The organism is Caldimonas sp. KR1-144 (assembly GCF_049446155.1).
GTDB lineage: Bacteria > Pseudomonadota > Gammaproteobacteria > Burkholderiales > Burkholderiaceae_C > Rivibacter.
The window spans coordinates 553,092-577,142 of record NZ_JBMSEE010000001.1 but is presented as its reverse complement, the minus strand read 5'-3'; the positions used below and the strand labels follow the sequence as shown (position 1 = coordinate 577,142).

The window sequence follows — 24,051 nt, the reverse complement described above, 5'->3', positions numbered from 1 at the left end:
CATGCCAAGCCGCGTCAAGACCGCAGCGACCCAGGCCGCCGACTCGCCGGCCGCGCCGCGCGGCTGCACCAACCTCAAGCTGCGCCAGCTCTCACGCCGCGTGACGCGGCACTATGACCAGTACGTCGCGGCCACGGGGCTGAAGAACACGCAGTACTCGCTGCTGTCGCATGCTGTGTTGCTGGGGCCGATCCGCCCCGGCGAGCTGGCCGCGCGCATGCAGCTTGAGCCGTCCACGCTGACGCGCAACCTGCAGCCGCTGATCGCCCAGGGCTGGCTGGCACTGGAGCCCGGCGAGGACGCGCGCAGTCGCCTGGTGGTGGCCACCGAGTCCGGCCGCGCCAAGCGAGTCGAGGCGCAGCGGGCCTGGAAGCAGGCCCAGCTCGCCCTCAACCACCAGCTGGGCGATGCGCGCGTCGTGCGCCTGCACGCCCTGATCGACGAATGCCTGGCGCTGATGGACGAGGCGCCCGGCCAAGACGGAGAGACCCATGTCTGACGTATCCAAGGCCGGCGCCGCCCGCGCACTGCCTCCGCTCGCGCGCGCCTTGCCTCCGCTCGCGCTCGTGCTGCTGGCCGCGGCCGGCACCTTTGCGCTCACGATGGGCGCGCGCCAGTCGATGGGCCTGTTCCTGCCCACGCTCAACACCCACACCGGCCTGGGCATCGCGAGCATCAGCCTCGCGTTCGCCTTTGGCCAGCTGTGGTGGGGCCTCACGCAGCCGATCGCCGGTCTCGTGGCCGACCGCGTGGGCGCCGGGCGCGTGCTGCTGGCCGGCGTGATCCTGGTGGCGCTGGGCACGGCGATGGTGCCGTTCATGACCTCGACCGCCGGGCTGATCTTCGCGATCGGCGTGCTGGCCGCCGGCGGCGCCGGCATGGCCGGGCCTTCGGTGCTGATGGCGGCGACCACGCGGCTGATCGAGCCTGCGAAGCGCGGCATGGCCACCGGCATCGTCAATGCGGGCGGCTCGTTCGGCCAGTTCCTCTTCGCGCCGATCGCGCAGGGCGTGACCGCCGCGGCCGGCTGGGTCGCGGCGCTGCAGGTGCTGGCGTTCTCGACCCTGCTCGCGCTGCCCGCGGCCTGGGTGCTGCGCGGCAACTCGAACGCGCTGGCCGCGGCCGGCGGTGCGCCGCGCGAGAAGGTGGGCACGATGATCCGCCGCGCAGTGGCCGACCCGAGCTACCGGCTGCTGTGCGCCGGCTTCTTCGTCTGCGGGTTCCACGTCGCCTTCATCGCGACGCACCTGCCGGGCGTCGTCGCGGCCTGCCAGCTGCCGCCCGAGGTGGGCGCGTGGTCGCTGGCGGTGATCGGCCTGTTCAACATCGCCGGCAGCTTCGCGATGGGCTGGGCGATCGGCTTCCAGGGCGGGCGCTGGCGCATGAAGTCGCTGCTCGCGCTGGTCTACGCGACGCGCGCGGTGGCCGTGCTGCTGTTCCTGCTCGCGCCCAAGACGCCGACGACGATGCTGGTGTTCGCCGCGGTGATCGGCTTCACCTACCTCTCGACGGTGCCGCCGACGGCCGGGCTCGTGGCGCGCTTCTTCGGCCCCGCCAACATGGCCACGCTGTTCGGCATCGTGATGCTGGCGCACCAGCTCGGCGGCTTCCTCGGCGCCTGGCTGGGCGGCAAGGCGTTCGAGTGGACCGGCAGCTACGACTGGATGTGGTACGCCGACATCGTGCTCGCCGTCGGCGCGGCGCTGGTGCACCTGCCGATCCGCGAGACGCGGCCGCAGGCGGCGGTGCCTGCGGCGGCGTGATTCAAAGGCCCAAGCCCAACAGCACGAGCACGCCGAGCACGGCAAACACCACCGCGGCGATGCGCCGCACCCAGGCCAGCGGGACGAACTTCACCGCCTTGTCGCCGAGGAACACCGCGGGCACGTTGGCCAGCATCATGCCCAGCGTGGTGCCCGTGGTCACCGTGACGAGCGAGGCGTACTTGGCGGCCAGCATCACGGTCGCGATCTGCGTCTTGTCGCCCATCTCGGCGAGGAAGAACGCGACCACGGTGATGCCGAACACGCCCAGCGCCGAATGAGACGGCGGCGCGTCGTCGTCGTCGATCTCGTCGGGCTTGAGCGTCCACAGCGACACCGCGAAGAAGCTCGCCGCCAGCGCCCAGCGCAGCCACTGCACCGGCACCTGCGACTGGATGAAGGCGCCCAGCGCGCTGGCCGCCGCGTGGTTGGCCAGTGTGGCCACCAGGATGCCGAGCACGATCGGCGCCGGCTTGCGAAAGCGCGCCGCGAGCAGCAGCGCGAGGAGCTGGGTCTTGTCGCCGATCTCGCTCAGGGCGACCAGGCCGGTCGAGACGGCCAGGGCTTCGAAGTTGAACATCCGGATGCGCTGAAAAACGAACGACCCGCGGCGCATGGCGCGCGCGCGGGTCCGTGGCGGATTCTAAGGACCTGCCGTTCAGGCCGGCTGCAGGGCCGGCGCGCGCCGATCGCGCGCGGCGCGGCGCAGGGCCGGCGCGCGCCGATCGCGCGCGGCGCGGCGCAGGGCGACCGCGTCGATCGGCGTGGCCGCCGCATCGAGGCGGAACACGCCCACCGCATTCGCGACGGCCTCGGCCTGCGCGTCGAGCGCCTGCGCGGCCACCGCGAGCTGCTGTACCAGCGCCGCATTGCGCTGCGTGATGCCGTCCATCTGCGCGACGGCCTCGTTGACCTGCGTGATGCCGAGCAGTTGCTCGCGCGCGCCGGCGCCGATCTCGTCGATCAGCCGGCCCACGCCGCGCGCGGCAGCGAGCGATTCGTCCATCGTGCGGCGTGCCGCGTCCGCCCGCGCGGTGCCCGCGCGCACCGTCTCGGCCGAAGCCTCGACGAGCCGCTTGACCTCCTTGGCGGCGCCGGCCGTGCGCTGTGCCAGCGCGCGGACCTCCGCCGCGACGACCGCGAAGCCGCGGCCCTGCTCGCCGGTGCGCGCGGCCTCGACGGCGGCGTTGAGCGCGAGCAGGTTGGTCTGGAAGGCGATGCCGTCGATGACCTGCACGATCTCGCCGATGCGTGTCGACGACGACGCGATCTCCCCCATCGTGCGGGCGAGTTCGCCGACCGCGGCGCTGCCGCGCTCGGCCACGTCCATGGCCTGGCTTGCGAGCGCTGAGGCCTGCTGCGCGGCATCGGCACTCTGGCGCACGGTGCCGGTGATCTGCTCCATCGAGGCGGCCGTTTCCTCGAGGCTCGCCGCCTGCGACTCGGTGCGCGCGGCGAGATCCTGGTTGCCGTCGACGATCTCCCGCGTCGCCTGGCGCATGCGATCGACCTCGGTGCGCGCGTCGCGCACGATCGACAGCAGGTTCACGTCGAGCTGGTTCAGGGCCTGGCCGAGCTGGCCCGTCAGGTCATGGCGCTGCACGGCCAGCGCCTGCGTCAGGTCGCCCGCTGCCATGCGGTTCGCAAAGCGCAGCAGCGGCTTCAGCGGCGCCACCGTCAACCGGTGCAGCAGGAGGCCGCCCACCGCGCCGACCAGCACGGCAGCGGCCGCTGCGGCCGGCGCCGGCAACGAAGTCGCGGCGGCCACGCCCGCCGCGGCGAGGGCAAGCGCCGCCGCAGCGAGGCGACCTGACAGGCCGAAGTGGAGCAACTCGCGCGCCCGGCCGGCGAGACTTCGTTCGACCACGCGTCCGGCACGCAAGGCATGCACGAGGTGGCCGCGCGACTTCTCCTCGCGCATCGTCGCGTAGAGCCGTTCGGCGGCGTCGATCGCAGCCCGCGGGGCCTCGGTGCGCACCGACATGTAGCCCACCGGCCGACCGCCTTCCATCAGCGGCGTCACGTTGGCCAAGACCCAGTAGTGGTCGCCGTCCTTGCGGCGGTTCTTCACCACGCCCGACCAGGGCCGGCCGGCGGCGACCGTGGCCCAGAGGTCACGGAACGCCTCCTCCGGCATGTCGGGGTGGCGAATCAGGTTGTGCGGCTGGCCGAGCAGCTCGTCGCGCGTGTAGCCCGAGAGCGCCACGAAGCCGGGGTTGCAGTAGGTGATGCGGCCCTTGAGGTCGGTCGTGGAGACGATCGCCTCGCCGCGGGGAAAAGGGTGTTCGCGCTGGGTGACGGGGAGGTTGGTTCTCATGGGTGTCCAGATTGGGGGGCCTTCGACCACCCTATCGGTCGCCCGGCGCGCGCCTGAACCGCGACGAGCGCGCGGCTTGACCTGGATCAAGCCGCGCTGCGCGCCTCGCGGTCCAGCCACACGCCCAGGCCCTGCGCGTTGAGCTCGACATCCATCGCCAGCAGCCCGGCGATCTCGGCGTCGTCGAGCGCGCTGCCGAGCGCGCGCAGGCGCTGCGCGTAGAGCGCGCCCAGCGCCGACTTCAGCGCCTCGTGGCGAGCGGGTGCGCCGGCCAGCGGACGGGCCAGCGCGACCATGGCCCCGGTCTGCTCGAGCAACAGCGCGGCCAGGCGGCGCACTTCCTCGACGCTGCCGCCGATGCGGCCGTAGTGCGTGGGGTACATCCACACCGGCTCGCGCTCGAGCATGCGCGCGACCGACTGCTTCAGCGCCTCGGGCTCGAACTGCACCGGCGTCGTGGTCGGCAGCAGGTAGCGGCCCTTGGGCGCTTCGAACTCGGGGTAGGACAGGCCGAAGGTGTCGCCGGTGAACCAGCCGCGGCTGGCTGCGTCCCAGATGCAGTGGTGGTGGCGCGCGTGGCCCGGCGAGTCGATGAACTGCAGGGGCCGCCCGGCGAGCTCGATCGTCATGCCGTCGGTGGTGGCGACCACGCGCTCGGCCGGCACCGGGCGCACGTCGCCGTAGGTGCGCGCGACCTCGTCGGCGCCGTACACGCCGCGCGCGCCGTCGAGCAGGGCGCTCGGGTCGATCATGTGGCGCGCGCCGCGCGGGTGCACGGCCATCTTCGCGGCCGGCAGCTGCGCCATCAGCAGGCCGGCGCCGCCCGCGTGGTCGAGGTGCACGTGGGTCGGGATGACCCAGTCGACGGCGTCGCGCGCGAGGCCGAGCGCGTCGAGCGCGGCGAGCAGGCGCGGCACCGAGTCGTTGAGGCCGGCGTCGACGAAGGCCGCGCGGCCTTGCTCGACGATCAGGTAGGCGGCGTCGAAGCGCGCCCGCACGAAACCGGTGTCGATCGCGTGGATGCCGTGCGAGAGCGGCTCGATGAAGTCGTGCATGGCGTGCAGGTCTCGAAGGGGCGACGAGGCATTTTGAGCTCCCGGCGGACGAACGGCCCGACGCCTGCGCGACCTTTGTGCGACAATCCCGCTGCGCTGCAACAACTGCGCACGACGGACCTCCCAGCGAGGTCCGTTGCTTTGAGAGCATCGTCACCAGTCTCGATTCGCGGCATTCGCGCGGATCTCCTGCAAAGGCCCTAGCGCCTCCTGCTTGCCGTCTGTTGGTCGATGTATGGCCAACGCCCGCCCACCATACCAGTGCGGGCATGACGGATCCGCCGGCGACCCCGGCGGTGCTGAGCAATGACGACCCTCTTCGAGGCCGATGGCCTCGCCATGCCGATCGAATCTTCCTCTTCGGACGCCGTCGAAATGACCGCGCCCGTGACCGTGGCCGCCGCCGCCGAGCCCAACGGCTTTGCGACGCTGGGCCTCGTGCCGCCGCTGCTGGCCGCAGTCGCCGAGCTCGGCTTCACCCGGCCGACGCCGGTGCAGGCCCAGGCCGTGCCCGCCGCGATGGCCGGCGGCGACTGGATGGTGTCCAGCCAGACCGGCAGCGGCAAGACCGCGGCCTTCCTGCTGCCGGTGCTGCAGCGGCTGCTGAGCGCGCCGGCGCCGGCCGAAAGCAAGGTCAGCACCCCGCGCGCCGTGGTGCTGTGCCCGACGCGCGAGCTCGCGCAGCAAGTCGCCGCCGATGCCGTCGATCTGATGCGCGGCGTCGTGATCTCGCTCAAGACCACCGGCAAGCACGATGCGTTCAAGCAGTCCGCGCGCGGACTGCGCGTGGCCAGCGTGGTGGGCGGCGTGCCCTACGGCAAGCAGATCTTCGACCTGCGCGGCGCGGCGCTCGTGATCGCGACGCCCGGGCGCCTGCTCGACCTGCACGAGCGCCGCCAGATCCGCCTCGACCAGGTCCAGGCGCTGGTGGTCGACGAGGCCGACCGCATGCTCGACCTCGGCTTCGCCGACGACCTGGCCGCGATCCACGAACTGACCGCCGAGCGCGAGCAGACCCTGATGTACTCGGCCACCTTCGCGCCGCGCATCATGGCCCTGGCCGCGCGCGTGATGCGCGAGCCGCAGCGCCTGGCGCTTGCCTCGGCGCAGGATCGCCACACCGACATCACGCAGACCCTGCACTGGGCCGACAACCTGGCCCACAAGGAAAAGCTGCTCGACCATTGGCTGCGCGACGCCGGCCTCGACCAGGCCGTGGTGTTCGCCAGCACGCAGGTCGACACCGAGACCATCGCCGAAGCGCTGCAGCAAAAGGGCCACGCGGCCGTGGCGCTGCACGGCGCGATGCCGCAAAGCGTGCGCAACCGCCGCCTGCAGAACCTGCGCGACGGCCGCATCCGCGTGCTGGTCGCCACCGACGTCGCCGCGCGCGGCATCGACGTGCCGAGCATCAGCCACGTGATCAACTTCGGCCTGCCGATGAAGGCCGAGGACTACGTGCACCGCATCGGCCGCACCGGTCGCGCCGGCCGCAGCGGCACCGCGGTGACGATCGCCGAGCACCGCGAGCGCCACAAGATCCGCCAGATCGAGCAGTACACCAACCAGCCGATGACGGCCAGCGAGATCGCCGGCCTCGAGCCGCAGGTTCGCCCGCAGCCGCGCCCGCAAGGCCCGCGTCGCGGCGCGCCGGGCGGCCCGCGCGGTGGCCATCGCGGTCAGGGCGGCTTCGGCGGCCCGCGCGGCGGTGATCGCTTCGGCGGTCCGCGCGAAGGCGGCGAGCGCTTCGCTTCGCGTGAGGGCGGCGAGCGCTTCGTGCCCCGCGATGGCGGTGACCGCTTCGCGCCGCGCGACGGCGGCTTCCGCCAGGGTCACGGCGGTCACGGCCAGGGCCACGGCGGTGCGCGCCGCGATGGCGCTACCAGCGGGTTTGCGAAAGCTCCTCGTACAGCGCCGCGTAAATCCGGCTACGGCTCGCGCTGATCTCGCCGCGCTCCACCGCCGCGAGCACCGCACAGCCGGGCTCGTGGCGATGGCTGCAGTTGTAGAAGCGGCAGCCGCCCGCGTGCTCGCGCAGGTCGGGCATCAGTTGCGCGATCTGCGCCGGCTCGAGCTGGCGCAGGCCGAACTCCTGGAAACCCGGCGAGTCGATCAGTGCCGCGCGATCGAAGCCTTCGCCGACGTCGAGCCAGTACCACTGCGTGGTCGTCGTCGTGTGGCGGCCCGAGTTCAGCGCCTGAGAGATCTCGCCGACCTGCGCGCGCGCATCGGGCACCAGCGCATTGACCAAGGTGCTCTTGCCGGTGCCTGAGGGGCCGAGCACCAGGCTCGCGCGGCCGGCCAGGCGTGGCGCCAGCGTCGCGCGCCAGGCCTCGATGTCCTGCGACAGTGAACCCTCGAGCACCGTGTAGCCCATGGCGCGATAGGGCGCGAGCCGCTCGCGCTGGGCGTCGGTCTGCGGCAGGTCGGTCTTGTTCAGGCACACGCAGGCCTCGAGCCCGACCGACTCCGCCGCGATCAGCGCGCGCGTGAGCTGAGACTCGCTGAACACCGGCTCCACTGCCACCCACACCAGCAGCTGGTCGAGATTGGCGGCGAAGCTCTTGGTCTTCCACTCGTCCTGCCGGTACAGCAGGTTGCGGCGCGGCTCGATCTTCTCGATCACGCCTTCGTCGACATCGTCGGCCGCGGCGCCGCGCGCGCCTTCGTGCGTCGCGCGCCAGTGCACGCGGTCGCCGACCACGGCCTCGCTCTTCTTGCCGCGCGGGTGGCAGGGGATGCGCCGGCCCTCGGGCGTCTCGACGATGTAGTGGCGGCCGTGCCCGGCGACCACGAGGCCGATGTCCGGGGCCGGGGCGTGCGTCGTCACGCGGCGCCCAGCGAACGCATCGCGGCCAGGCGCTCGATGGCCGGCGGGTGCGAGTAGTAGAAGCGCACGTAGAGCCGGTCGGGCGTCAGCGTCGCGGCGTTGTCCTCGTAGAGCTTGAGCAGCGCGTGGGCCAGGTCGTCCGGGCGCGTCTGCGCGCAGGCATAGGCGTCGGCTTCGTACTCATGGCGGCGCGACAGCGCGGCGAACAACGGCGCGACAAAGAAGGTGAACACGGGGCCCACGAGCAGGAACAGCAGCAGCGCGAGCGCGTCGTTCGGCGCCACCAGCGAAGGCGCGACGCCCAGGCCCAGGTAGAACCAGCTCTGCTGCGCCAGCCATCCGAGCAGCGCCAGGCCCAGTCCCGACAGCGCGAACATCGCCGCGATGCGCTTGACCACGTGGCGGCGCTTGAAGTGGCCCAGCTCGTGCGCCAGCACCGCCTCCACCTCGCCCGGCGAGAGCTTGGCCAGCAGCGTGTCGAAGAACACCACGCGCTTGGCGGCGCCGAAGCCGGTGAAGTAGGCGTTGGCGTGTGCCGAACGGCGGCTGCCGTCCATCACGAACAAGCCCTTGGCCGCGAAGCCGCAGCGCGCCATCAGCGCCTCGACGCGCGCCTTCAGCGCCTCGTCCTCGAGCGGCTTGAACTTGTTGAACCAGGGCGCGATCACGGTCGGGTAGAGCACCAGCACCAGCAGGTTGAAGCCGACCCACGCGCCCCACGCCCACAGCCACCATGCGCTGCCGGCGCTGCCCATCAGCCACAGCACCAGCGCCGCGAGCGGGCCGCCGAGCAGCACGCCGACCACCAGGCCCTTGAGCTGGTCGGCCAGCCACAGCCTCGGGGTCATGCGATTGAAGCCGTGCGCCTGCTCGAGCCGGAACGTGTTCCAGGCCTCGAGCGGCAGCTCGATCAGCGCGCCGATCAGCGCGAAGGCGCCGACGAGTGCCAGCTGGTGCGTCAGCGGCCCCAGGCCGAAGGCGTCGCGCAGCCAGGCGTCGAGCGCGCCCAGGCCGCCGAGCAAGGTCCAGCCGAGCAGCACGGCGGTCGAGAACGCGGTCTGCACGAGGCCGAAGCGCAGCTTGGCGATCGTGTAGTCGGCCGCGCGCTGGTGGGCGGCCAGGCTGACCGTTTCGGCGAAAGGCGCCGGCACCGCGTCGCGATGGCGCGCGACGTGCCGGATCTGGCGGCTCGCCAGCCACAACTTGACCGCGAGCGACGCCAACAGGAAGGCGCCGAACAGCGCACTCAGGGCCAAGGGAGTCATGCCGGTCAGTGTAAGTCGCCGATCCAAGTCGCCGACAATGGCGGTCGAAAGGATTCCCGATGAGCACGCCCACTCCCGACGCCGCGACGGCGGCCGCCCCGACGCTGGCCAAGAGCGACCAGAACCTGGTCTGGATCGACCTCGAGATGACCGGTCTCTACCCCGACCGCGACCGCATCATCGAGATCGCCGTCGTGGTGACCGACCCGCAACTCACCGTGCGCGTCGAGGGGCCGGTCTTCGCGATCCACCAGAGCGACGAAGTGCTCGACGGCATGGACGCCTGGAACAAGGGCACGCACGGCAAGAGCGGCCTGACCGAGCGCGTGCGCGCATCCACCGTCGACGAAGCCGCGGCCGAGGCGCAGACCATCGCCTTCCTGAAGCAATACATCGGCGAGCGCGGCTCGCCGATGTGCGGCAACTCGATCTGCCAGGACCGCCGCTTCCTCGCCAACTACATGCCGGCGCTGGAGGCCTTCTTCCACTACCGCAACCTGGACGTCTCCACGCTCAAGGAGCTCGCCAAGCGCTGGAAGCCGCAGATCATGAGCGGCTTCAAGAAGGCCCAGGCGCACACGGCGCTGGCCGACATCCACGAGTCGATCGACGAGCTGGCGTATTACCGCCAGCACCTGCTGAGCCTCTGAGCTCAGTGGCCGCCGCCGAGGTAGGCGGCCTTCACCGCCGGATCGTCGCGCAGCTTCTTCGCCTCGCCCTGCACCGAGATCCGGCCGTTCTCCAGCACGTAGCCGTAGTCGGCCACGCCCAGCGCGGCGGCCGCGAACTGTTCGACGAGCAGCATCGTCACGCCTTGCTCCTTGAGCCGGCCGATGATGCGAAACACCTCGTCGACGAGGATGGGCGCGAGGCCCATCGACGGCTCGTCGAGCAGCACGACCTCAGGGTTGAGCATCACCGCGCGCGCCATCGCGAGCATCTGCTGCTCGCCGCCCGAGAGCGTGCCGGCGAGCTGGTTGCGGCGTTCCTTCAGGCGCGGGAACAGCTCCATCGCGCGCTCGAGATCGCCCTTCACGTCGCCCTTCGGGCGCGAGCCGGTCAGGCGGGGAAACGCGCCGAGCGTGAGGTTGTCGGTCACGCTCATCGTCGCGAACACGCGCCGGCCTTCCGGCGAATGCGCGAGGCCGCGCTTGGCGACGTGAAAGGATTCGAGCCCGTCGATGCGCTCGCCGTTGAGCGTGATCTGGCCCGCGGTCGGCGCGATCATTCCGGAGATCGCGCGCATCGTCGTGGTCTTGCCGGCGCCGTTGGAGCCGATCAGCGTGACGACCTGGCCCTTGGGCACGTCGATCGAGATGCCGTGCAGGACTTCGACCTTGCCGTAGCCGGCCTTGAGGTTCTGGATGCTGAGCATGGTGTTGTCGTCCTGTACGTCAGTGCGCCTCGCCGCCGAGGTAGGCCTCGATGACCTTCGGGTTCGCCTGCACCTCGGCCGGCTTGCCCTCGGCGATCTTCTGGCCGAAGTCGAGCACCGTGACGGTGTCGCAGATCGACATGACGACGTCCATGTGGTGCTCGATCAGGATCACCGTGATGCCGTGCTCGCGGATCTTGGTGACGATGGCGACGAGCTCCTTGATGTCCGGCGCGGTCAGGCCGGCGGCGGGCTCGTCGAGCAGCAGCAGTTGCGGGTCGAGCGCGAGCGCGCGCGCGATCTCGAGCAGGCGCTGCTTGCCGTAGGGCAGGTTGCGCGCCTCCTCGTGCGCCAGGTTGGCCAGGCCGACGAAGCGCAGCAGCGCGAGCGCGCGCGCGGTGGCCTGCGCGTCCTCGCTGCGGTAGCGCGGCGAGTGCAGCGCCACGTCGACCAGGTGGCTGGCGAAGCTGTGGTGCAGGCCGACCATCACGTTCTGCAGCGCCGTCATCTCGCCGAACAGCTGCACGTTCTGGAAGGTGCGCGCGATGCCCGACAGCGCGATGTCCGACGAGGTGCGACCGACGATTGAGCTGCCCGCGAACGCGATCTGCCCCGCGGTCGGCACGTAGATGCCGGTGAGCACGTTCATCATCGTGCTCTTGCCCGAGCCGTTGGGGCCGATCAGGCCGTGGATCGTGCCGCGCCGGACCTGGAGGTCGACGTTGTTGATCGCCTTCAGGCCACCGAACTGCATCAGGATGCCGCTGGCATCGATGATCGACTCGCCCGCGCCGCGCCGGGCGTCGGAGATCGCGTCGCCGGCGGCGGCTTGAACCTCGGGTTCCTCGAAGCGTCGGCCGCGCGATTGAAGGTTCAGCGCGTTGCGCACGAAGCCGACGATGCCGTCTTGCAGGTAGTAGACGACGAACAGCGTGATCAGTCCGAAGATCGACAACCGCCAGTCGGTCATCGAGGTCAGCACGAAGGACAGGCCGGCAAGCGCGACGCTGCCGATCACCGGGATCGCGACCGACTTGAGCGTGGCCTTGCCGCGCTTCATCGCCACGCCGCACGCGAGGGCGACCACGACGGCCAGCGCGATCGACACCCAGCGAAACAGCTCCAGGTCGTCGAGCATCTTGGGCAGCAGCACGATGATGGCCGCGCCGAGCAAGGCGCCGGTGCGCGTCTTGCGCCCGCCCATGATCACCGCGAGCAGGAACATCACGGTGAGCTCGAAGTTGTAGGTGTTGGGCGAGATGTACTGCTCGGAATAGGCGTACAGCGCGCCGGCCAGGCCGGCGAGGCCGGCGCTGATCACGAAGGCGTAGACCTTGTAGCGGTAGACCGAGACGCCCATGCAGTCCGACGCGACCGGGCTGCCGCGCAGCGCCTCGAAGGCGCGGCCCAGGTGCGATCGCAGCATGCGGTGCACGACGACCAGCGAGACCACCAGCGCCGCGGCGACGACCCAGAAGAACTCGCGCTCGTCGAGCTGGTGGCCGAAGAGGACGGGCTTGTCGAGCTTGATGCCCATCGGCCCTTCGGTCAGGAAGCTCATCTCGTTGATGAGGATCTGGATGATGGTGCCGAAGGCCAGCGTCACCATCGCGAGGTAGGGGCCGGTCACGCGCAGCGCCGGCAGCGCGAGCACGGCGCCGAACAGGGCGGTCACCGCGATCGCCGCCGGCAGCGTGATCCACAGCGAGGCACCGAGCTTGAGCACCAGCACGCCCGCGGTATAGGCGCCGATGCCGAACAGGCCGGCGTGGCCGAGCGACACCTGGCCGGTGTAGCCGACCACGATGTCCAGGCCGAACAGCACGATCGCGTAGATCAGGATCGTCTCGACCAGGTGCACGTAGTAGGGGTTGGCGAACGCCACCGGAAACAGCGCGAGCGCGGCGATGCCGGCCACGCCGAGCGCCAGGGCGCCCAGCTTGCGCGGCGCACGCGGGGCCGCCGCCGAGGGCAGGGCAGCAGATTGAGCTTGCGTCATGGTCAGACCTTCTTGATCGCGGTCTTGCCGAACAGGCCGGCCGGCTTCATCGCCAGCACGATCAGCAGCAGCACGAGGCCCGGCACGTCCTTGTAGCCGGTGGAGATGTAGAAGCCCGTGGTCGTCTCGGCGATGCCCAGGATCAGGCCGCCGACCACGATGCCCAGGCCGCTGGTGAGGCCGCCGATGATCGCGACCGCAAAGGCCTTCAAGCCCAGCACCGCGCCCATCGTGGCGCCGGTCAGCGTGAGCGGCGCGATCAGCATGCCGGCGAAGGCCGCGGTCAGCGACGACAGCGCGTACGAGAACGTGATCACCAGGCCGGTGTTGATGCCCATCAGCTTGGCGGCGTCGCGGTCGTTGAAGGTCGCGACCACGGCCTTGCCGTAGATCGAGCGGCGGTTGAAGAGCTCGACCGCCAGCATCATCGCCAAGGCGCCGACGACGACCAGGACTTCCATCGGCAGCACGTTCGCGCCGAGCAGCTTCATCGGCGACTCGGGCAGTGGCGAGGGGAACTTGAGGTCGTCGCGACCCCACACGTTCTCGGCCACGTTTTTGAAGATGATGCCCAGCGCGATCGTCGACATGATCCAGCCGAACTCCGACTTGATCTTGATCGCCGGGCGCACGCCGATGCGTTCGACCAGCGCGCCTTGCACGGCGCCGAACAGGCACACGATGGGCAGCACCAGCCAGTAGTTCCAGCCGAGCTTGTCGACCAGCGTGAGGCCGACCAGCGCGCCCAGCATCAGCGCCTCGCCCTGGCCGAAGTTCAGCGTGTCGGAGGTGGCGAAGGTGAGCTGGTAGCCGAACGCGATGACGGCGTAGATCATGCCCAGCGCGATGCCGCTGAACACGAGTTGGGTCAGGATCTGCATGACGAACCCCGAGGGCCGCGAGAGTGCGGCCGTTGAACAGGCACGGCCCCGGCGCGAACGCCGAGGCCGTGCGGTGCGGCGAAAGGCGAAAGCCCTACTTCTTTGCGGACGCCTGCAGCGCGCCCTTGGCGTTGACGTCCTTCACGCGCACCTCCGAGGCCTTCTTGAAGTCGGATTCGTAGGCGTAGACGACGCGCTGGCCCTTGACCTCGCCGAACACCGGGATGTTGGCGGTGATGGCCTCGTGGTCGGTCTTGGTGAAGGGCTTGTTGTAGGTCGTCACGACGCCTTCGACCGGCGCCTTCAGGTCCTCGAGCGCGGCCTTGATCTTCGGGCCCTCGGTCGAGCCGGCCTGCTTGATCGCGGCGGCCAGCAGGTAGATCGAGTCGTAGCCCTGCGCGGCCGAGACCGGCGAGTCGATGCGGCTGTTCTTCGGGTTGAAGGTCTTGAGGTAGCTGACGATGAAGGCCTGGCGCTTGGGCGTGGTGGGCTCCTGGATGAAGGTCTGCGGCATGCGCGCGCCTTCGCCACCGGGGCCGGCGTTGTCGATGTAGTTGGCCATCGACAGCGTCCAGCTGCCGATCATCGGCACCTTCCAGCCCAGCTTGGTCATGCCGTTGGCGATCTGCGCCAGCTCGGGGCCGATGCCGTAGGTCAGGATCGCCTCGGCGCCGGCCTCCTTGGCCTTGAGCAGCTGGGGCGTCATGTCGACGTCCTTGATGTTGAACTTCTCGACCGCGACCGGCTTGATGCCCTTTTGCTCGAGCGCCTTCTCGAGGTCGGCGCGGCCGAGCTGGCCGTAGTTGGTCGAGTCGGCCAGGATCGCGACCTTCTTGAAGCCGCGGCGCGCGATCGCTTCTTCCACGATCATCGGCGCCTGGATCGAGTCGTGCGCCGCGTTGCGGAACACGTAGTTCTCGGGCTTGTCGTCGAACTGGTGGGTGATGACCGAGCCGGTCGCGACGTTGTTGATCACCGGGATCTTGGCGTCCTGGAAGAAGCGCTGCGAGGCCAGCGCGACGCCGGTGTTGATGTAGCCGACGGTGGCGACCACACGCTCCTTGTTGATCAGCTCCTGGGCGATCTGCACGCCGCGCTCGTTCTTGGCCTCGTCGTCGCGCTCCACGAGCTGGATCTGGCGGCCCAGCACGCCGCCGGCCTTGTTGATCTCCTCGGCCGCGAGGCGCACGCCGTCGCGCATGCTCACGCCCATCGACGACGAACCGCCGGTGAAGGGACCGGCCACGCCGATCTTGATCGGCTCGCCGGCGGCAAAGGCGGTGCTGATGCTGGCGCCGAGCGCAAGGGCGGTGAGGCCCGCTGCTGCGATGAACTTCATCGATGTCTCCAATGTGGTTTCGAGGGCGAGTCGCCGCGGCGTCGACGCCGTTTCGGCTGCTCGCACAGTGTTGCGAGCGCGCCTTCGCGCCGCTTCCGTCTGACTACGCAGCGGCGGGGCGCGGCAACACGTACTGGAAAACCCAGTCGAGGGAAACCCGAGTCGCGCGGTGCCGGACCCTCACCCCAGCCCTCTCCCGCGCGCGAGAGAGGGAGGGGAGCACGCCGGCGCGGCTCCCTCGCCCCCGCCAGGGGGAGAGGGTGGGGTGAGAGGAAACGCAGCGGACCGTTGCAGCCTACGGATGCTCGATACCGCGCCGCGCGTGCTCAACCGCGTACTTGATCAGCTCCGCCTGCCCCGCCAGATCGAGCTTGCGCCGGATGCTCTGGCGGTGCGACTCGACCGTGCGCACGCTCAGGCCCAGATCGCGCGCGATCTGCTTGCTCGAGTGGCCGGCGCCCAGGCCGCGAAGAATCTCCTGCTCGCGCGCCGAGAGCTGGTTGCGCGCGGCCGGTGCCGGTGCGCGAAACAGTTGCTGGGCGATTGCCGGGCTCAGGTAGGTGCCGCCGCCGACCACGGTGCGGATCGCGCCGAGGATCTCGGACGACGGCGCGTCCTTGAGCACGTAGCCGCGCGCGCCGGCCGCGAGCGCGCGTTGCGCATACTCGGGCGCGTCGTACATGCTGAGCATCAGCACCGCCACTTGCGGATGCGAGGCGTGCAGCCGGCCGGTGAGCTCGATGCCGCCGATGCCGCGCATGCCGATGTCCATCAGCACCACGCCGGGCCGGCAGCGCTCGATCTCGACCAGTGCCTCCTCGGCGTCGCCGGCCTCGCCGACGACCTCGATGTCGTCGACGCTGTCCATGCGGGCCTTGAGCCCGTCGCGCACCAGCGGGTGGTCGTCGACCAGCATCAGGCGGATGGGGGCGTTCATCGTCATGCGGCCAGGCCGCCGGAGGCGGCGACAGGAGCGGCGAAGCGCCGCAGCGCCTCGGCCGGGATCTCGGCGCGCACCCGCGTGCGTCCGGGCTGGGACTCGATCTCGAAGCTGCCGCCGATCGTCGCGATGCGCTCGCGCATGTTCGACAAGCCGATGCCGCGGCCGGGATGCTCGGCCATCGCCTGCGCGTCGAAGCCGCGGCCGTTGTCCTCGATCACGAGCCGCAGGCCGCGACGGTCGCCATCGAGCTCGATCGTCACGCGCGTCGCCGCGGCGTGCTTGCGGATGTTGGTCAGCGCCTCCTGCGTCACGCGAAACAGCACGGTCTTGATCGCCTCGGGCGGGTCGGCCAGGTCCTCGCCGCCATGCAGCTCGAAGCGCTGGCCGCCGTGGCCGCACATCTCCTCGCCGAGGTTGCGCAGTGCGGCGCGCAGGCCGAGCTGGTCGAGCATCGCCGGGCGCAGGCGGTGCGACATGCCGCGCACCTCGAGCAAGGCCTCGTTGAGGCGCTGCAGCGCGCGCTGCAGCGGCGCGCGCGCGCCGCCGTCAGCCACCGGCATGCGGTCGAGCGCGGACTCGGTCAGCAGCTTGACCGACACCAGGGTCTGGCTGGTGCTGTCGTGCAGCTCGCGCGAGACGTAGGCGCGCTCCTCCTCCTGCGAGCTGACGATCTTGCGCGTCAGCAGCGTGAGCTTGGCGTCGGCGGCGCGGCGCTCGCCCAGGCCGATCAGCAGCGCCGCCGCGACGATCACCGAGATCGCGAACAGCGCGGTCGCGACGATCCAGGCCATCGTCGTGTTGAGGTTGCCGACCATCTCGCGGTCGAGCTGGTCGAGCACCGCCTCGACGTCGTCGACGTAGATGCCGGTGCCGACCATCCAGTGCCAGCGATCGAGGCCGGTCACGTAGGCGATCTTGGCGGCCACCTTGCGCTGCGAGGGCTTGTTCCAGGTGTAGTAGACGGTGCCGCCGCCTTCCTTGGCACGGTCGATCATCACCTTGATCGGCCGCTGGCCGGTGCTGTCGACGTGGTCCAGCAGGTTCTGTCCGACCAGCTCCGGCTGGCGCGGGTGCATCAGGTTCGTGCCGTCGTAGTCGTAGAGGAAGAAGTAGCCGTCGCTGCCGTAGTCCAGCATCGCGAGCTGCTTCATCACCTCGCGCCTGATGGCCTCGTCGTCGCGGCCGGTGTTGTACAGCGGCGTGATCGTGCTCAGCGCCAGCGCGACGTAGTGCCGCAGCTCCGACTCGACGGCGTTCATGTAGACCGTCTTCACCAGCTCCTGCTGCCGCCTGGCGAGCTCGGCCTCCTGCTGGCGCACCGCGAAGGCGATCAGCGCGAGCGAGAGCAGCAGCGGCAGCACCGCCAGCAGGATCAGCTTCAGTCTCAGGCGCATGACGAGCGGATTGTGGCGCCGGGCGTCATTGCGAACACCAGCGTGAGCGCCAGGCGCCGATGGCGTCGCGCGGCGCCAGCGGCCCGAGGCCGAGCGCCTGCGCGGCCGCCCGCAGCGCGGCGTGCGGATCGCCCAGGTCGATCGGTGCGGCGCCGGTTTGCTTGCTGAGCTTCTGGCCGTCGGCGCCCAGCACCAACGGCACGTGCAGGTAGCGGGGCGTTGGCAGCCCCAGGGCTCGCTGCAGCAGGATCTGGCGCGGCGTGTTGTCGGCCAGGTCCTCGCCGCGCACGACGTCGGTGATGGCCTGCGCGGCGTCGTCGGCCACGACCGCGAGCTGGTAGGCCCACAGGCCGTCGGCGCGCTTGAGCACGAAGTCGCCGACGGCGCGGGCGACGTCCTGATGCTGCGCGCCGAGGCGGCGGTCGTGCCAGTCGACGCGCGCGTCGTCGGGCAGCCGGAATCGCCACGCGCGCGGCGCGCGACCGCGCAGCCCGCCGTTCTCGGGCCGGCAGGTGCCGGGGTAGACCAGCTCGCCATGGCGCTCGCGCGCGACGCCCGCGGCGGCCCAGTGCGCGGCGATGTCCTGGCGCGTGCAGGCACAGGGGTAGGCGCGGCCCTCGGCCACCAGGCGCGCGAGCGCGGCGTCGTAGCGGGCGCCGTTGGCGCTTTGCCAGGTGGGCGGCTCGTCGGCCGCGAGGCCCAGTGCCTCGAGCTGGCGCGAGATCTCCTCGGCCGCGCCGGGCACGCAGCGCGGCGTGTCGACGTCCTCGATGCGCACCAGCCAGCGCCCGCCGTGCGCGCGCGCGTCGAGCCAGCTCGCGAGCGCGGCGACGAGCGAGCCGGCATGCAGCGGCCCGGTGGGCGAGGGCGCGAAGCGGCCGATGTAGCTCATCGACGCGGACGATCAGAACAGCAGGCCGACGTGCTGCTCCAGCAATGCGCGGCGCGTCTTCGGGCTGCGCAGCTGCGAAAGCCACCACGACAGCGCCTCGCCCGGCGCGCCGCCACCGGACACGCGCCAGGCGTAGTGCAGCGTGCCGCGCCGCGGCGGCAGGGTGGTCTCCTTGACCACCAGCCGGCCGGCCTCCACATGCCGGCGCACCAGCGACTGCGGCATCGAGCCGCAGCCCAGGCCGCGCAGCTGCGCCTCGAGCTTGGCGGCCAGCGAGGGCACGGTCAGCACGTCCTGGCCCGGCTGCACGCCAAAGGTCATCGGCGCGAAGCGGTGGGCGCTGTCGGCGATCGCGACGATGCGGTGCTGGGCGATCACCTCGGGCGTGAGCGGCTCGGGCAGGCGCGCGAGCGGATGGTGCGGCGCGACCGCGAAGCACCACTCCAGCTCGCCGAGCGGCTCGCACTCGATGCCGGAGCCGCCCTGCGGCTCGGCGGCCACGCCGATCGCGAGGTCGGCCTCGCCGGTGGCCAGCGTCTCCCAGGTGCCCGACAGGGCCTCGTCGCGCAGCTTCAGGCGCGTGGGCGGCGGCGAAGGGCGGTCGCCGCCGGGCGTTTCGACCTGCAGCGCATAGAAGGCCTCGACCAGCTCGAATAGCGCGCTCGGCGCGAGCACGGTCTCGAAGGCGATCGTCAGCTGGGTCTCCCAGCCGGTGGCGACGCGGCGCACGCGGTTGGCCACCGCGTCCATCTCGGTCAGGAGGCGCCGGCCCTCGCGCAGCAGTTCCTCGCCGGCCGCCGTGAGCCGCGCCTGGCGCGAGCTGCGGTCGAACAGCAGCACGTCGAGCGCGTCTTCGAGCTGGCGCACGCTGTAGGTCAGTGCCGAGGGCACCTTGCCGAGCTCGCGCGCGGCGGCGGCGAAGCTGCCGGAACGCGCGATGACATCCATCATCGTCAGCGCCTCGGGGGTGAGCACGTTGCGGCGGTCGCCGGGCTGGGGAGACTTCATGGCCACCATTGTCGCCAAGCACCTTCAAAGGCGTTGAATGCCGCCTTCAAGCGCTTGCGGACACGGCGCACGCCGCGCTCCCTACAGTGGCGCCACGGGTCCACGAGACCCGCCACGCAAGCCGAAAGGAGCCTTTCATGATCACCCTGCGCAAGTCCGCCGAACGCGGTTATGCCGACCACGGCTGGCTCAAGAGCTACCACAGCTTCTCGTTCGCCGACTACTACGACCCGGCCCACATGGGCGTGGGCAACCTGCGCGTGATCAACGATGACCGCATCGCCCCCGGCTCGGGCTTCGGCACGCACGGCCACCGCGACATGGAGATCGTCAGCTACGTGCTCGACGGCGCGCTGGCGCACAAGGACAACATGGGCAACGGCGCGGCGATCCTGCCCGGCGACGTGCAGCGCATGAGCGCCGGCACCGGCGTGATGCACAGCGAGTTCAACCACGCGCCCGCGGCGACGACGCATTTCCTGCAGATCTGGCTGATTCCGCACACCCGCGGCATCCAGCCGGGCTACGAGCAGAAGCACTTCACGCCCGAGAGCAAGCGCGGCAGGCTCAAGCTGGTGGCATCGCGCCATGCGCGCGAGGACGCGGTGCAGATCCACGCCGACGCCGAGCTCTACGCCGGCCTGTTCGACGGCGACGAGATCGCCGGGCTCGACCTCGACCCGAAGCGCATCGCCTACGTGCACGTCGCGCGCGGCGCGGTCACCGTCAACGGGCAACGGCTGGAGACGGGCGACGCGCTGCAGCTCGACGGCGAGTCGCAGCTGCACATCGAGAAGGGCGAGAACGCCGAGGTGCTGGTGTTCGACCTCGCACGCTGACGGTTCATCTCCGGTCGGACGCTACAGTCGGCGCCCGACCGGAGCCACGCTGGAGTCTTCATGAGCGATCTGAAAGTTCTCGTCATCGCCGGCAGCGCCCGCCGCGGCGCCTACAGCGTGCAGCTCGCGCAGGCCGCGGCCGAACTGCTGCGCGCGGCCGGTGCGCAGACCACGATGCTGGACCTGCGCGCCCTCGCGCTGCCGATCTACGACGGCGACATCGAGGCCGATCACGGCGTGCCCGCCGGCGCGGCAACGCTGCGCGATGCGCTTCGCAGCCACGACGCGCTGCTGCTCGTGACGCCCGAGTACAACGGCTTTCCGACGCCGCTGGTGATCAATGCCTTCGACTGGCTCTCGCGCCTGAAGGCCGAGGGCGAGGCGCCGGCGGGCCTGGCGGTCACGGCCAGCAAGCCGGCCGCGCTGCTGTCGAGCTCGCCCGGGCCCTTGGGCGGCCTGCGCAGCTTGAACTACCTGCGCCAGTACCTGTCGATGGCCTTCGCGATGCTCGTCGTGCCGCAGCAGTTCGCGCTCGGCCGCGCCGCCGAGGCCTTCGACGAACACGGCGGCCTGAAGGACGAGAAGACCCGCGCCGCGGTGCAGGGCGTGCTGGCGTCGCTGCTCAAGGTGGCCGGCGCGATGAAGGGAGCCCGCTGATGACGATCGAAGGCCAGCTGATCCGCGGCCAGGCCGCGCCGCTCGGCGCGCTGGCGACCTTGTCCGACGGCAAGCACGTCTGGAATGCCGACCTGCAGGCGAGCCTCGGCGGCGCCGAGTCGGCGCCCGACCCGCATGCCCTGCTCGACTCCGCGCTCGCCGCCTGCACGCTGCTGACGCTGGAGGTCTACCTGCGGCGCAAGCAGCTCGCCGTGCGATCGCTGCGCGTGTCGGTCGAGCACGAGGAGAAGGCCACGGCCGAAGGCGTGCACTACCAGCTGAGGCGCCGGCTGCACATCGACGGCGACCTGAGCGACGAGGAGCGCGCCCGGCTGCTGGCGATTGCCGAGAAGTGCCCGATCCATCGCGTGCTGACGGGCGACATCGAGATCGAGACCGCGCTGGCCTGAGCCGCCTTGGCGCCGCTACAGTGCGGCGCATGGACGCAAGCAACAAGTTCTGGCTGGTTCTCAATTTCCTGCCCTGGACCGACTGGGCCGCGCTGGCAGGGTACTTCGCCGCCTGGGCCGGCTATGCGCACTTTGCGCGCCAGCGCGCGCCCATCAAGCCCTCGCTGCTGGCCACGACCAACCGCATCCGCCGCCAGTGGATGCTGCAGACCAGCTATCGCGACGTGCGCATCCTCGACGGCCAGGTGATGCAGAACCTCTCCACCAGCCCGAGCTTCTTCGCGTCGACCACCATCCTGATCATCGGCGGCCTGCTGGCGGCGCTGGGCACCAGCGACAAGGCCAGCGAGCTCGTGCGCGAGATCCCGTTCGCCGCGCGCACCACCGCGCTGGTGTTCGATCTCAAGTTGCTGCTGATGATCGCGGTCTTCATCTACGCCTTCTTCCGATTCACCTGGAGCATGCGGCAATACACCTTCGGTGCGCTGCTGATCGGCGCCGCGCCCGACGCCAAGCAGCTCGACGCGATGGGCGAGCAAGGCGCGGCGCTGCGCGAGGCCTTCGCCGACCGCGCCGGGCGCGTGGTCGGCCTGGCGGCCGAGACCTTCAACGACGGCCTGCGCGCCTACTACTTCAGCTTCGCGGCGATCGGCTGGTTCTTTTCGCCCGCGGTGTTCGCGCTCGGCTCGGCCGGCGTGGTGTGGATCCTGTACCGACGCGAGTTCCACTCCGAGGTGCTGGCGGTGCTGCGCGAGCAGCCCTGAGGGCCGCTGCCAGCGTCTTCGCAGCCGTTCACATCGCGACGGTCTTGCCGACGTAGAGGATCGGCCCGGTCGGCCGCCCGATCGGCGAGCCGGACTGCGGCTCCAGCGTGATCTCGAACAGCTGCTGCTCGCCCACCGCGGGCAGCCGCGACAGCGGCAGCTCCACCGCCTGGCCGGGCTTCACCAGGCCCAATGACGTCGGGCCTGCCGCGCCTTCAGGCTTGGTCCAGAACTGCAGCGCGCGCCCCGCCGGCACAGGCGCGGCTTCGGCCACCGGCACGAGGCGCAGGCTGCGACCGGCCTGCAGCTCGACCAGCCAGCCGGTGCGGCCGGTCTCGGGGCTTTGCAGCACGGCCAGATAGCGCGCCGGCTGCGGCTCGGTGCCGCGCTGCACCAGCAGCACGGCGAGGAACAGCGACATGGCGACGGCCAGCGCGCTGAGGCCTTGCCACAGCGGCAGCCGATGCCACCACGGCGCGCGCGCTGCCGATCGGCGCGCAGCGGGTGCGGCGCCCACCGACGCCTCGATGCGCCGCCACAACTGCGGCCGCGGCGCGAGCGCGGGTACGGCGGCGCTCAGGCCGAGCAGCCGGTCCTGCCAGGCGTAGACATGGGCCAGCAGCGCGCGATCCCGCGCGAGCTCGGCCTCGAACGCGGCGTGCCCGGCCGCATCGAGCGTGCCGAGCACGTACTCGCCCGCGGTGTCGCTGCGGTCATCGGCGGTCGCGTCGCTCACGCCATGCACTCCTTCAGACTCGCCAGGCTGCGGCGGATCCACGACTTCACCGTGCCCAGCGGCGTGCTCAGCCGCTGGGCGATCTGCTCGTGCGTGTAGCCGTCGACGAAGGCATGCATCACGCAGGCGCGGCGCATCTCGTCGAGCCGCTGCAGGCAACGCTCGAGGATGTCCGCGTCGAGGCCGCGCTCATCGGCGCTGGCGCTGGCAGTCTGCTGAGCATCGGACAGCGCGGCGAGTTCCTGCGGGTCGGTCGGCTGCAGGCGCTGCGGCGAACGCGCCAGCTTCAGGGCGCGGTGCCGAACGATGGTGTAGAGCCAGCCGCGCGCCGAGCCGAGTTCGGGGCGGTAGGTGCCGGCGTGCTGCCAGACCTGGATAAAGGCATCGTGCAGCACGTCCTCGGCCAGCTCGCGGTCGTGCACGATGCGCATCGCCACGCCGAGCAGCCAGCGCGCCTCGCGCTCGTACAGCGCGCGCAGCGCGAAGCGCTCGCCGCGCGCGCAGGCGAGCACGCAGGCTTCGTAGTCGAACGCGGCGGTCGTCGTCATGCGGGACACGACGGTAGCAGCGCGTCGGCAGGCCCACTCATGAGGCTTTCCAGAAGATGTAGTCGGCCTGGTACTTGACGATCTCCTTGCGGCCCGCCGCCGTGGCGTCGCAGCCCTTCGCCGGCGCGACGCCGCCTTGGGTGGCGACGCGCTGCACGTAGGCCACGCCGCTCATCGCGCCGGCGCCGGTCGCCGGACCGGCCTTCACCAGCTGCAGCGCAATGCTGCCGGCCGCCGCCGGCGCGACCGCGACCTGCGTGCCGGTGATTGCCGACCCGTCGCTCGACGCCCAGGTCGCCGGAGGGCCCCAGTAGCGGCCGACCTCGGCGCCCGTGCGGCTGCGCAACTGAGCCATCGGACCCACGAAGGCCCATTCGAACGCGTCTGGCGTACCGGCCTTGGCGCGGCATTCGTAGGTGATCTCGCCGATGCCGACGGTTTCCATCGCCACGCGGTGCCCGGCGGGCACCCTCACGGCTTCGGGCAGGCCTTCCTGGCTGAACGTCGGTGCCATCTCGGCCGGCCTGGAGGGCATCTGGCCGCAGGCGGCGAGCCAGGCGGTGGCGGCGACCACGGCGAGCGCGGCGGGGGAAACGGTTCTCATGGCGTGCTCCTCGACGAAGAAGGGGGTGAATGTGACGGGGTCACATCCACCACTAGCCGCGTGCCGCCGGTTTGGATGCAGTGCGCCTAAAAAAAATGCCGCGGCGCGTGCCGGCCTGTCCGCGCCGGCGGCAGTTCGTGCCGACGCCCGGTCGGTTCGTCGCCATCCGCTGGGTCCGGGCGACTGACGTGCCTAGAGTTCGCTCCATCGCAAGACGCCACCGCCACCAGGAGCCCACGATGATCAGCCGCCTTACCAGTTTCGCCGTTGCCTTCGCCGTCACCGCCGCCGCCTCGCTGGCCTTCGCCGCCGAAGCGCGCGAAGATGTGCTGGCGGCCCGGGCCGCCAAGGCCGCCGCCCCGGTCGTGCAACTCGAGCGCGTGGTGATCACCGCGCAGCGTCTGCCGCAGGCCGGCCTCTGATCGCTTCACC

25 protein-coding genes are annotated in these 24,051 nt (G+C 71.0%); 9 read left to right on the top strand and 16 right to left on the bottom strand.

Annotation, left to right across the window (positions count from 1 at the left end; genetic code table 11):
- The first annotated feature begins 1 nt into the window (after position 1).
- Both ACO2TI_RS02940 and ACO2TI_RS02935 read left to right on the top strand, forming a co-directional pair.
- Positions 2-499: a MarR family winged helix-turn-helix transcriptional regulator gene (locus ACO2TI_RS02940; RefSeq protein ID WP_423281947.1), complete on the top strand. Its 498-nt coding sequence runs from the start codon at positions 2-4 to the stop codon at positions 497-499.
- On the top strand, positions 492-1,763 hold the full coding sequence (locus ACO2TI_RS02935) for an MFS transporter (RefSeq protein ID WP_423281946.1): 1,272 nt from the start codon (positions 492-494) through the stop codon (positions 1,761-1,763). Before ACO2TI_RS02940 ends, ACO2TI_RS02935 begins: the two co-directional genes overlap by 8 nt.
- A gap of 1 nt (position 1,764) precedes the next feature.
- Here ACO2TI_RS02935 and ACO2TI_RS02930 read toward each other — a convergent pair whose 3' ends face one another.
- The 3 genes from ACO2TI_RS02930 to ACO2TI_RS02920 all read right to left on the bottom strand — a co-directional run bounded on the left by ACO2TI_RS02930 (position 1,765) and on the right by ACO2TI_RS02920 (position 5,135).
- Positions 1,765-2,343 (bottom strand): TMEM165/GDT1 family protein, encoded by a 579-nt coding sequence (locus tag ACO2TI_RS02930; RefSeq protein ID WP_423281945.1) that lies wholly within the window; start codon positions 2,341-2,343, stop codon positions 1,765-1,767.
- 78 nt (positions 2,344-2,421) lie between these two features.
- Positions 2,422-4,080, bottom strand: a complete 1,659-nt coding sequence (locus ACO2TI_RS02925; RefSeq protein WP_423281944.1) for a methyl-accepting chemotaxis protein — start codon at positions 4,078-4,080, stop codon at positions 2,422-2,424.
- Positions 4,081-4,166: 86 nt separating this feature from the next.
- Positions 4,167-5,135: an MBL fold metallo-hydrolase gene (locus ACO2TI_RS02920; protein ID WP_423281943.1), complete on the bottom strand. Its 969-nt coding sequence runs from the start codon at positions 5,133-5,135 to the stop codon at positions 4,167-4,169.
- Between the two features lie 375 nt (positions 5,136-5,510).
- On the opposite strand from ACO2TI_RS02920, the gene ACO2TI_RS02915 reads away from it, so the two are divergent.
- Positions 5,511-7,079, top strand: a complete 1,569-nt coding sequence (locus ACO2TI_RS02915; RefSeq protein ID WP_423281942.1) for a DEAD/DEAH box helicase — start codon at positions 5,511-5,513, stop codon at positions 7,077-7,079.
- Here the strand turns inward: ACO2TI_RS02915 and rsgA are convergent.
- The gene (gene rsgA / locus ACO2TI_RS02910; RefSeq protein ID WP_423281941.1) at positions 7,015-7,965 is read right to left on the bottom strand and encodes a ribosome small subunit-dependent GTPase A; all 951 of its coding nucleotides are present in this window, start codon (positions 7,963-7,965) and stop codon (positions 7,015-7,017) included. The genes ACO2TI_RS02915 and rsgA overlap by 65 nt on opposite strands.
- The gene (locus ACO2TI_RS02905) at positions 7,962-9,230 is read right to left on the bottom strand and encodes a M48 family metallopeptidase (RefSeq protein WP_423281940.1); all 1,269 of its coding nucleotides are present in this window, start codon (positions 9,228-9,230) and stop codon (positions 7,962-7,964) included. Before ACO2TI_RS02905 ends, rsgA begins: the two co-directional genes overlap by 4 nt.
- A gap of 59 nt (positions 9,231-9,289) precedes the next feature.
- On the opposite strand from ACO2TI_RS02905, the gene orn reads away from it, so the two are divergent.
- Positions 9,290-9,880 (top strand): oligoribonuclease, encoded by a 591-nt coding sequence (orn, locus tag ACO2TI_RS02900; protein ID WP_423281939.1) that lies wholly within the window; start codon positions 9,290-9,292, stop codon positions 9,878-9,880.
- A 2-nt stretch (positions 9,881-9,882) separates the two neighbouring features.
- Here the strand turns inward: orn and ACO2TI_RS02895 are convergent, their stop codons facing one another.
- The 8 genes from ACO2TI_RS02895 to ACO2TI_RS02860 all read right to left on the bottom strand — a co-directional run bounded on the left by ACO2TI_RS02895 (position 9,883) and on the right by ACO2TI_RS02860 (position 19,061).
- Complete coding sequence (locus ACO2TI_RS02895; RefSeq protein WP_423281938.1) at positions 9,883-10,605, bottom strand: ABC transporter ATP-binding protein; 723 nt, start codon at positions 10,603-10,605, stop codon at positions 9,883-9,885.
- Positions 10,606-10,624: 19 nt separating this feature from the next.
- Positions 10,625-12,604: an ABC transporter permease subunit gene (locus ACO2TI_RS02890; RefSeq protein WP_423281937.1), complete on the bottom strand. Its 1,980-nt coding sequence runs from the start codon at positions 12,602-12,604 to the stop codon at positions 10,625-10,627.
- 2 nt (positions 12,605-12,606) lie between these two features.
- Complete coding sequence (locus ACO2TI_RS02885) at positions 12,607-13,485, bottom strand: branched-chain amino acid ABC transporter permease (RefSeq protein WP_423281936.1); 879 nt, start codon at positions 13,483-13,485, stop codon at positions 12,607-12,609.
- A gap of 94 nt (positions 13,486-13,579) precedes the next feature.
- Positions 13,580-14,824, bottom strand: coding sequence for an ABC transporter substrate-binding protein (locus ACO2TI_RS02880; protein WP_423281935.1), 1,245 nt, complete (start codon positions 14,822-14,824; stop codon positions 13,580-13,582).
- A gap of 295 nt (positions 14,825-15,119) precedes the next feature.
- Positions 15,120-15,767, bottom strand: coding sequence for a response regulator transcription factor (locus tag ACO2TI_RS02875; RefSeq protein ID WP_423281934.1), 648 nt, complete (start codon positions 15,765-15,767; stop codon positions 15,120-15,122).
- Positions 15,764-17,161, bottom strand: a complete 1,398-nt coding sequence (locus tag ACO2TI_RS02870; RefSeq protein WP_423281933.1) for a cache domain-containing protein — start codon at positions 17,159-17,161, stop codon at positions 15,764-15,766. Before ACO2TI_RS02870 ends, ACO2TI_RS02875 begins: the two co-directional genes overlap by 4 nt.
- Positions 17,162-17,186: 25 nt before the next feature.
- Positions 17,187-18,053, bottom strand: a complete 867-nt coding sequence (gluQRS, locus tag ACO2TI_RS02865) for a tRNA glutamyl-Q(34) synthetase GluQRS (RefSeq protein ID WP_423281932.1) — start codon at positions 18,051-18,053, stop codon at positions 17,187-17,189.
- Positions 18,054-18,065: 12 nt separating this feature from the next.
- Complete coding sequence (locus ACO2TI_RS02860) at positions 18,066-19,061, bottom strand: LysR family transcriptional regulator (protein WP_423281931.1); 996 nt, start codon at positions 19,059-19,061, stop codon at positions 18,066-18,068.
- Positions 19,062-19,198: 137 nt separating this feature from the next.
- Between ACO2TI_RS02860 and ACO2TI_RS02855 the strand changes: the two genes are divergently transcribed.
- The 4 genes from ACO2TI_RS02855 to ACO2TI_RS02840 are packed head-to-tail and all read left to right on the top strand — an operon-like array spanning position 19,199 to position 21,731.
- Positions 19,199-19,900: a pirin family protein gene (locus ACO2TI_RS02855; protein ID WP_423281930.1), complete on the top strand. Its 702-nt coding sequence runs from the start codon at positions 19,199-19,201 to the stop codon at positions 19,898-19,900.
- A gap of 60 nt (positions 19,901-19,960) precedes the next feature.
- Positions 19,961-20,557, top strand: coding sequence for an NADPH-dependent FMN reductase (locus ACO2TI_RS02850; RefSeq protein ID WP_423281929.1), 597 nt, complete (start codon positions 19,961-19,963; stop codon positions 20,555-20,557).
- Positions 20,557-20,967 (top strand): OsmC family protein, encoded by a 411-nt coding sequence (locus ACO2TI_RS02845; RefSeq protein WP_423281928.1) that lies wholly within the window; start codon positions 20,557-20,559, stop codon positions 20,965-20,967. Before ACO2TI_RS02850 ends, ACO2TI_RS02845 begins: the two co-directional genes overlap by 1 nt.
- A 29-nt stretch (positions 20,968-20,996) precedes the next feature.
- Complete coding sequence (locus ACO2TI_RS02840; RefSeq protein WP_423281927.1) at positions 20,997-21,731, top strand: DUF599 domain-containing protein; 735 nt, start codon at positions 20,997-20,999, stop codon at positions 21,729-21,731.
- 28 nt (positions 21,732-21,759) lie between these two features.
- On the opposite strand, the gene ACO2TI_RS02835 is transcribed toward ACO2TI_RS02840, so the two are convergent.
- From ACO2TI_RS02835 to ACO2TI_RS02825, 3 genes are read right to left on the bottom strand one after another with little or no spacing between them, the layout of a single operon-like run.
- Entirely contained in the window at positions 21,760-22,467 is a 708-nt protein-coding gene (locus ACO2TI_RS02835; protein WP_423281926.1) for an anti-sigma factor, read from the bottom strand.
- Positions 22,464-23,015 carry a sigma-70 family RNA polymerase sigma factor gene (locus ACO2TI_RS02830; RefSeq protein ID WP_423281925.1) on the bottom strand — a complete coding sequence of 184 codons (552 nt, stop codon included), beginning with the start codon at positions 23,013-23,015 and terminating at the stop codon, positions 22,464-22,466. Before ACO2TI_RS02830 ends, ACO2TI_RS02835 begins: the two co-directional genes overlap by 4 nt.
- A gap of 37 nt (positions 23,016-23,052) precedes the next feature.
- On the bottom strand, positions 23,053-23,619 hold the full coding sequence (locus ACO2TI_RS02825; protein WP_423281924.1) for a DUF3455 domain-containing protein: 567 nt from the start codon (positions 23,617-23,619) through the stop codon (positions 23,053-23,055).
- Positions 23,620-23,858: 239 nt separating this feature from the next.
- Here ACO2TI_RS02825 and ACO2TI_RS02820 point away from each other — a divergent pair, with 239 nt between their 5' ends.
- Positions 23,859-24,041, top strand: a complete 183-nt coding sequence (locus tag ACO2TI_RS02820; RefSeq protein WP_423281923.1) for a hypothetical protein — start codon at positions 23,859-23,861, stop codon at positions 24,039-24,041.
- Positions 24,042-24,051: the final 10 nt, after the last annotated feature.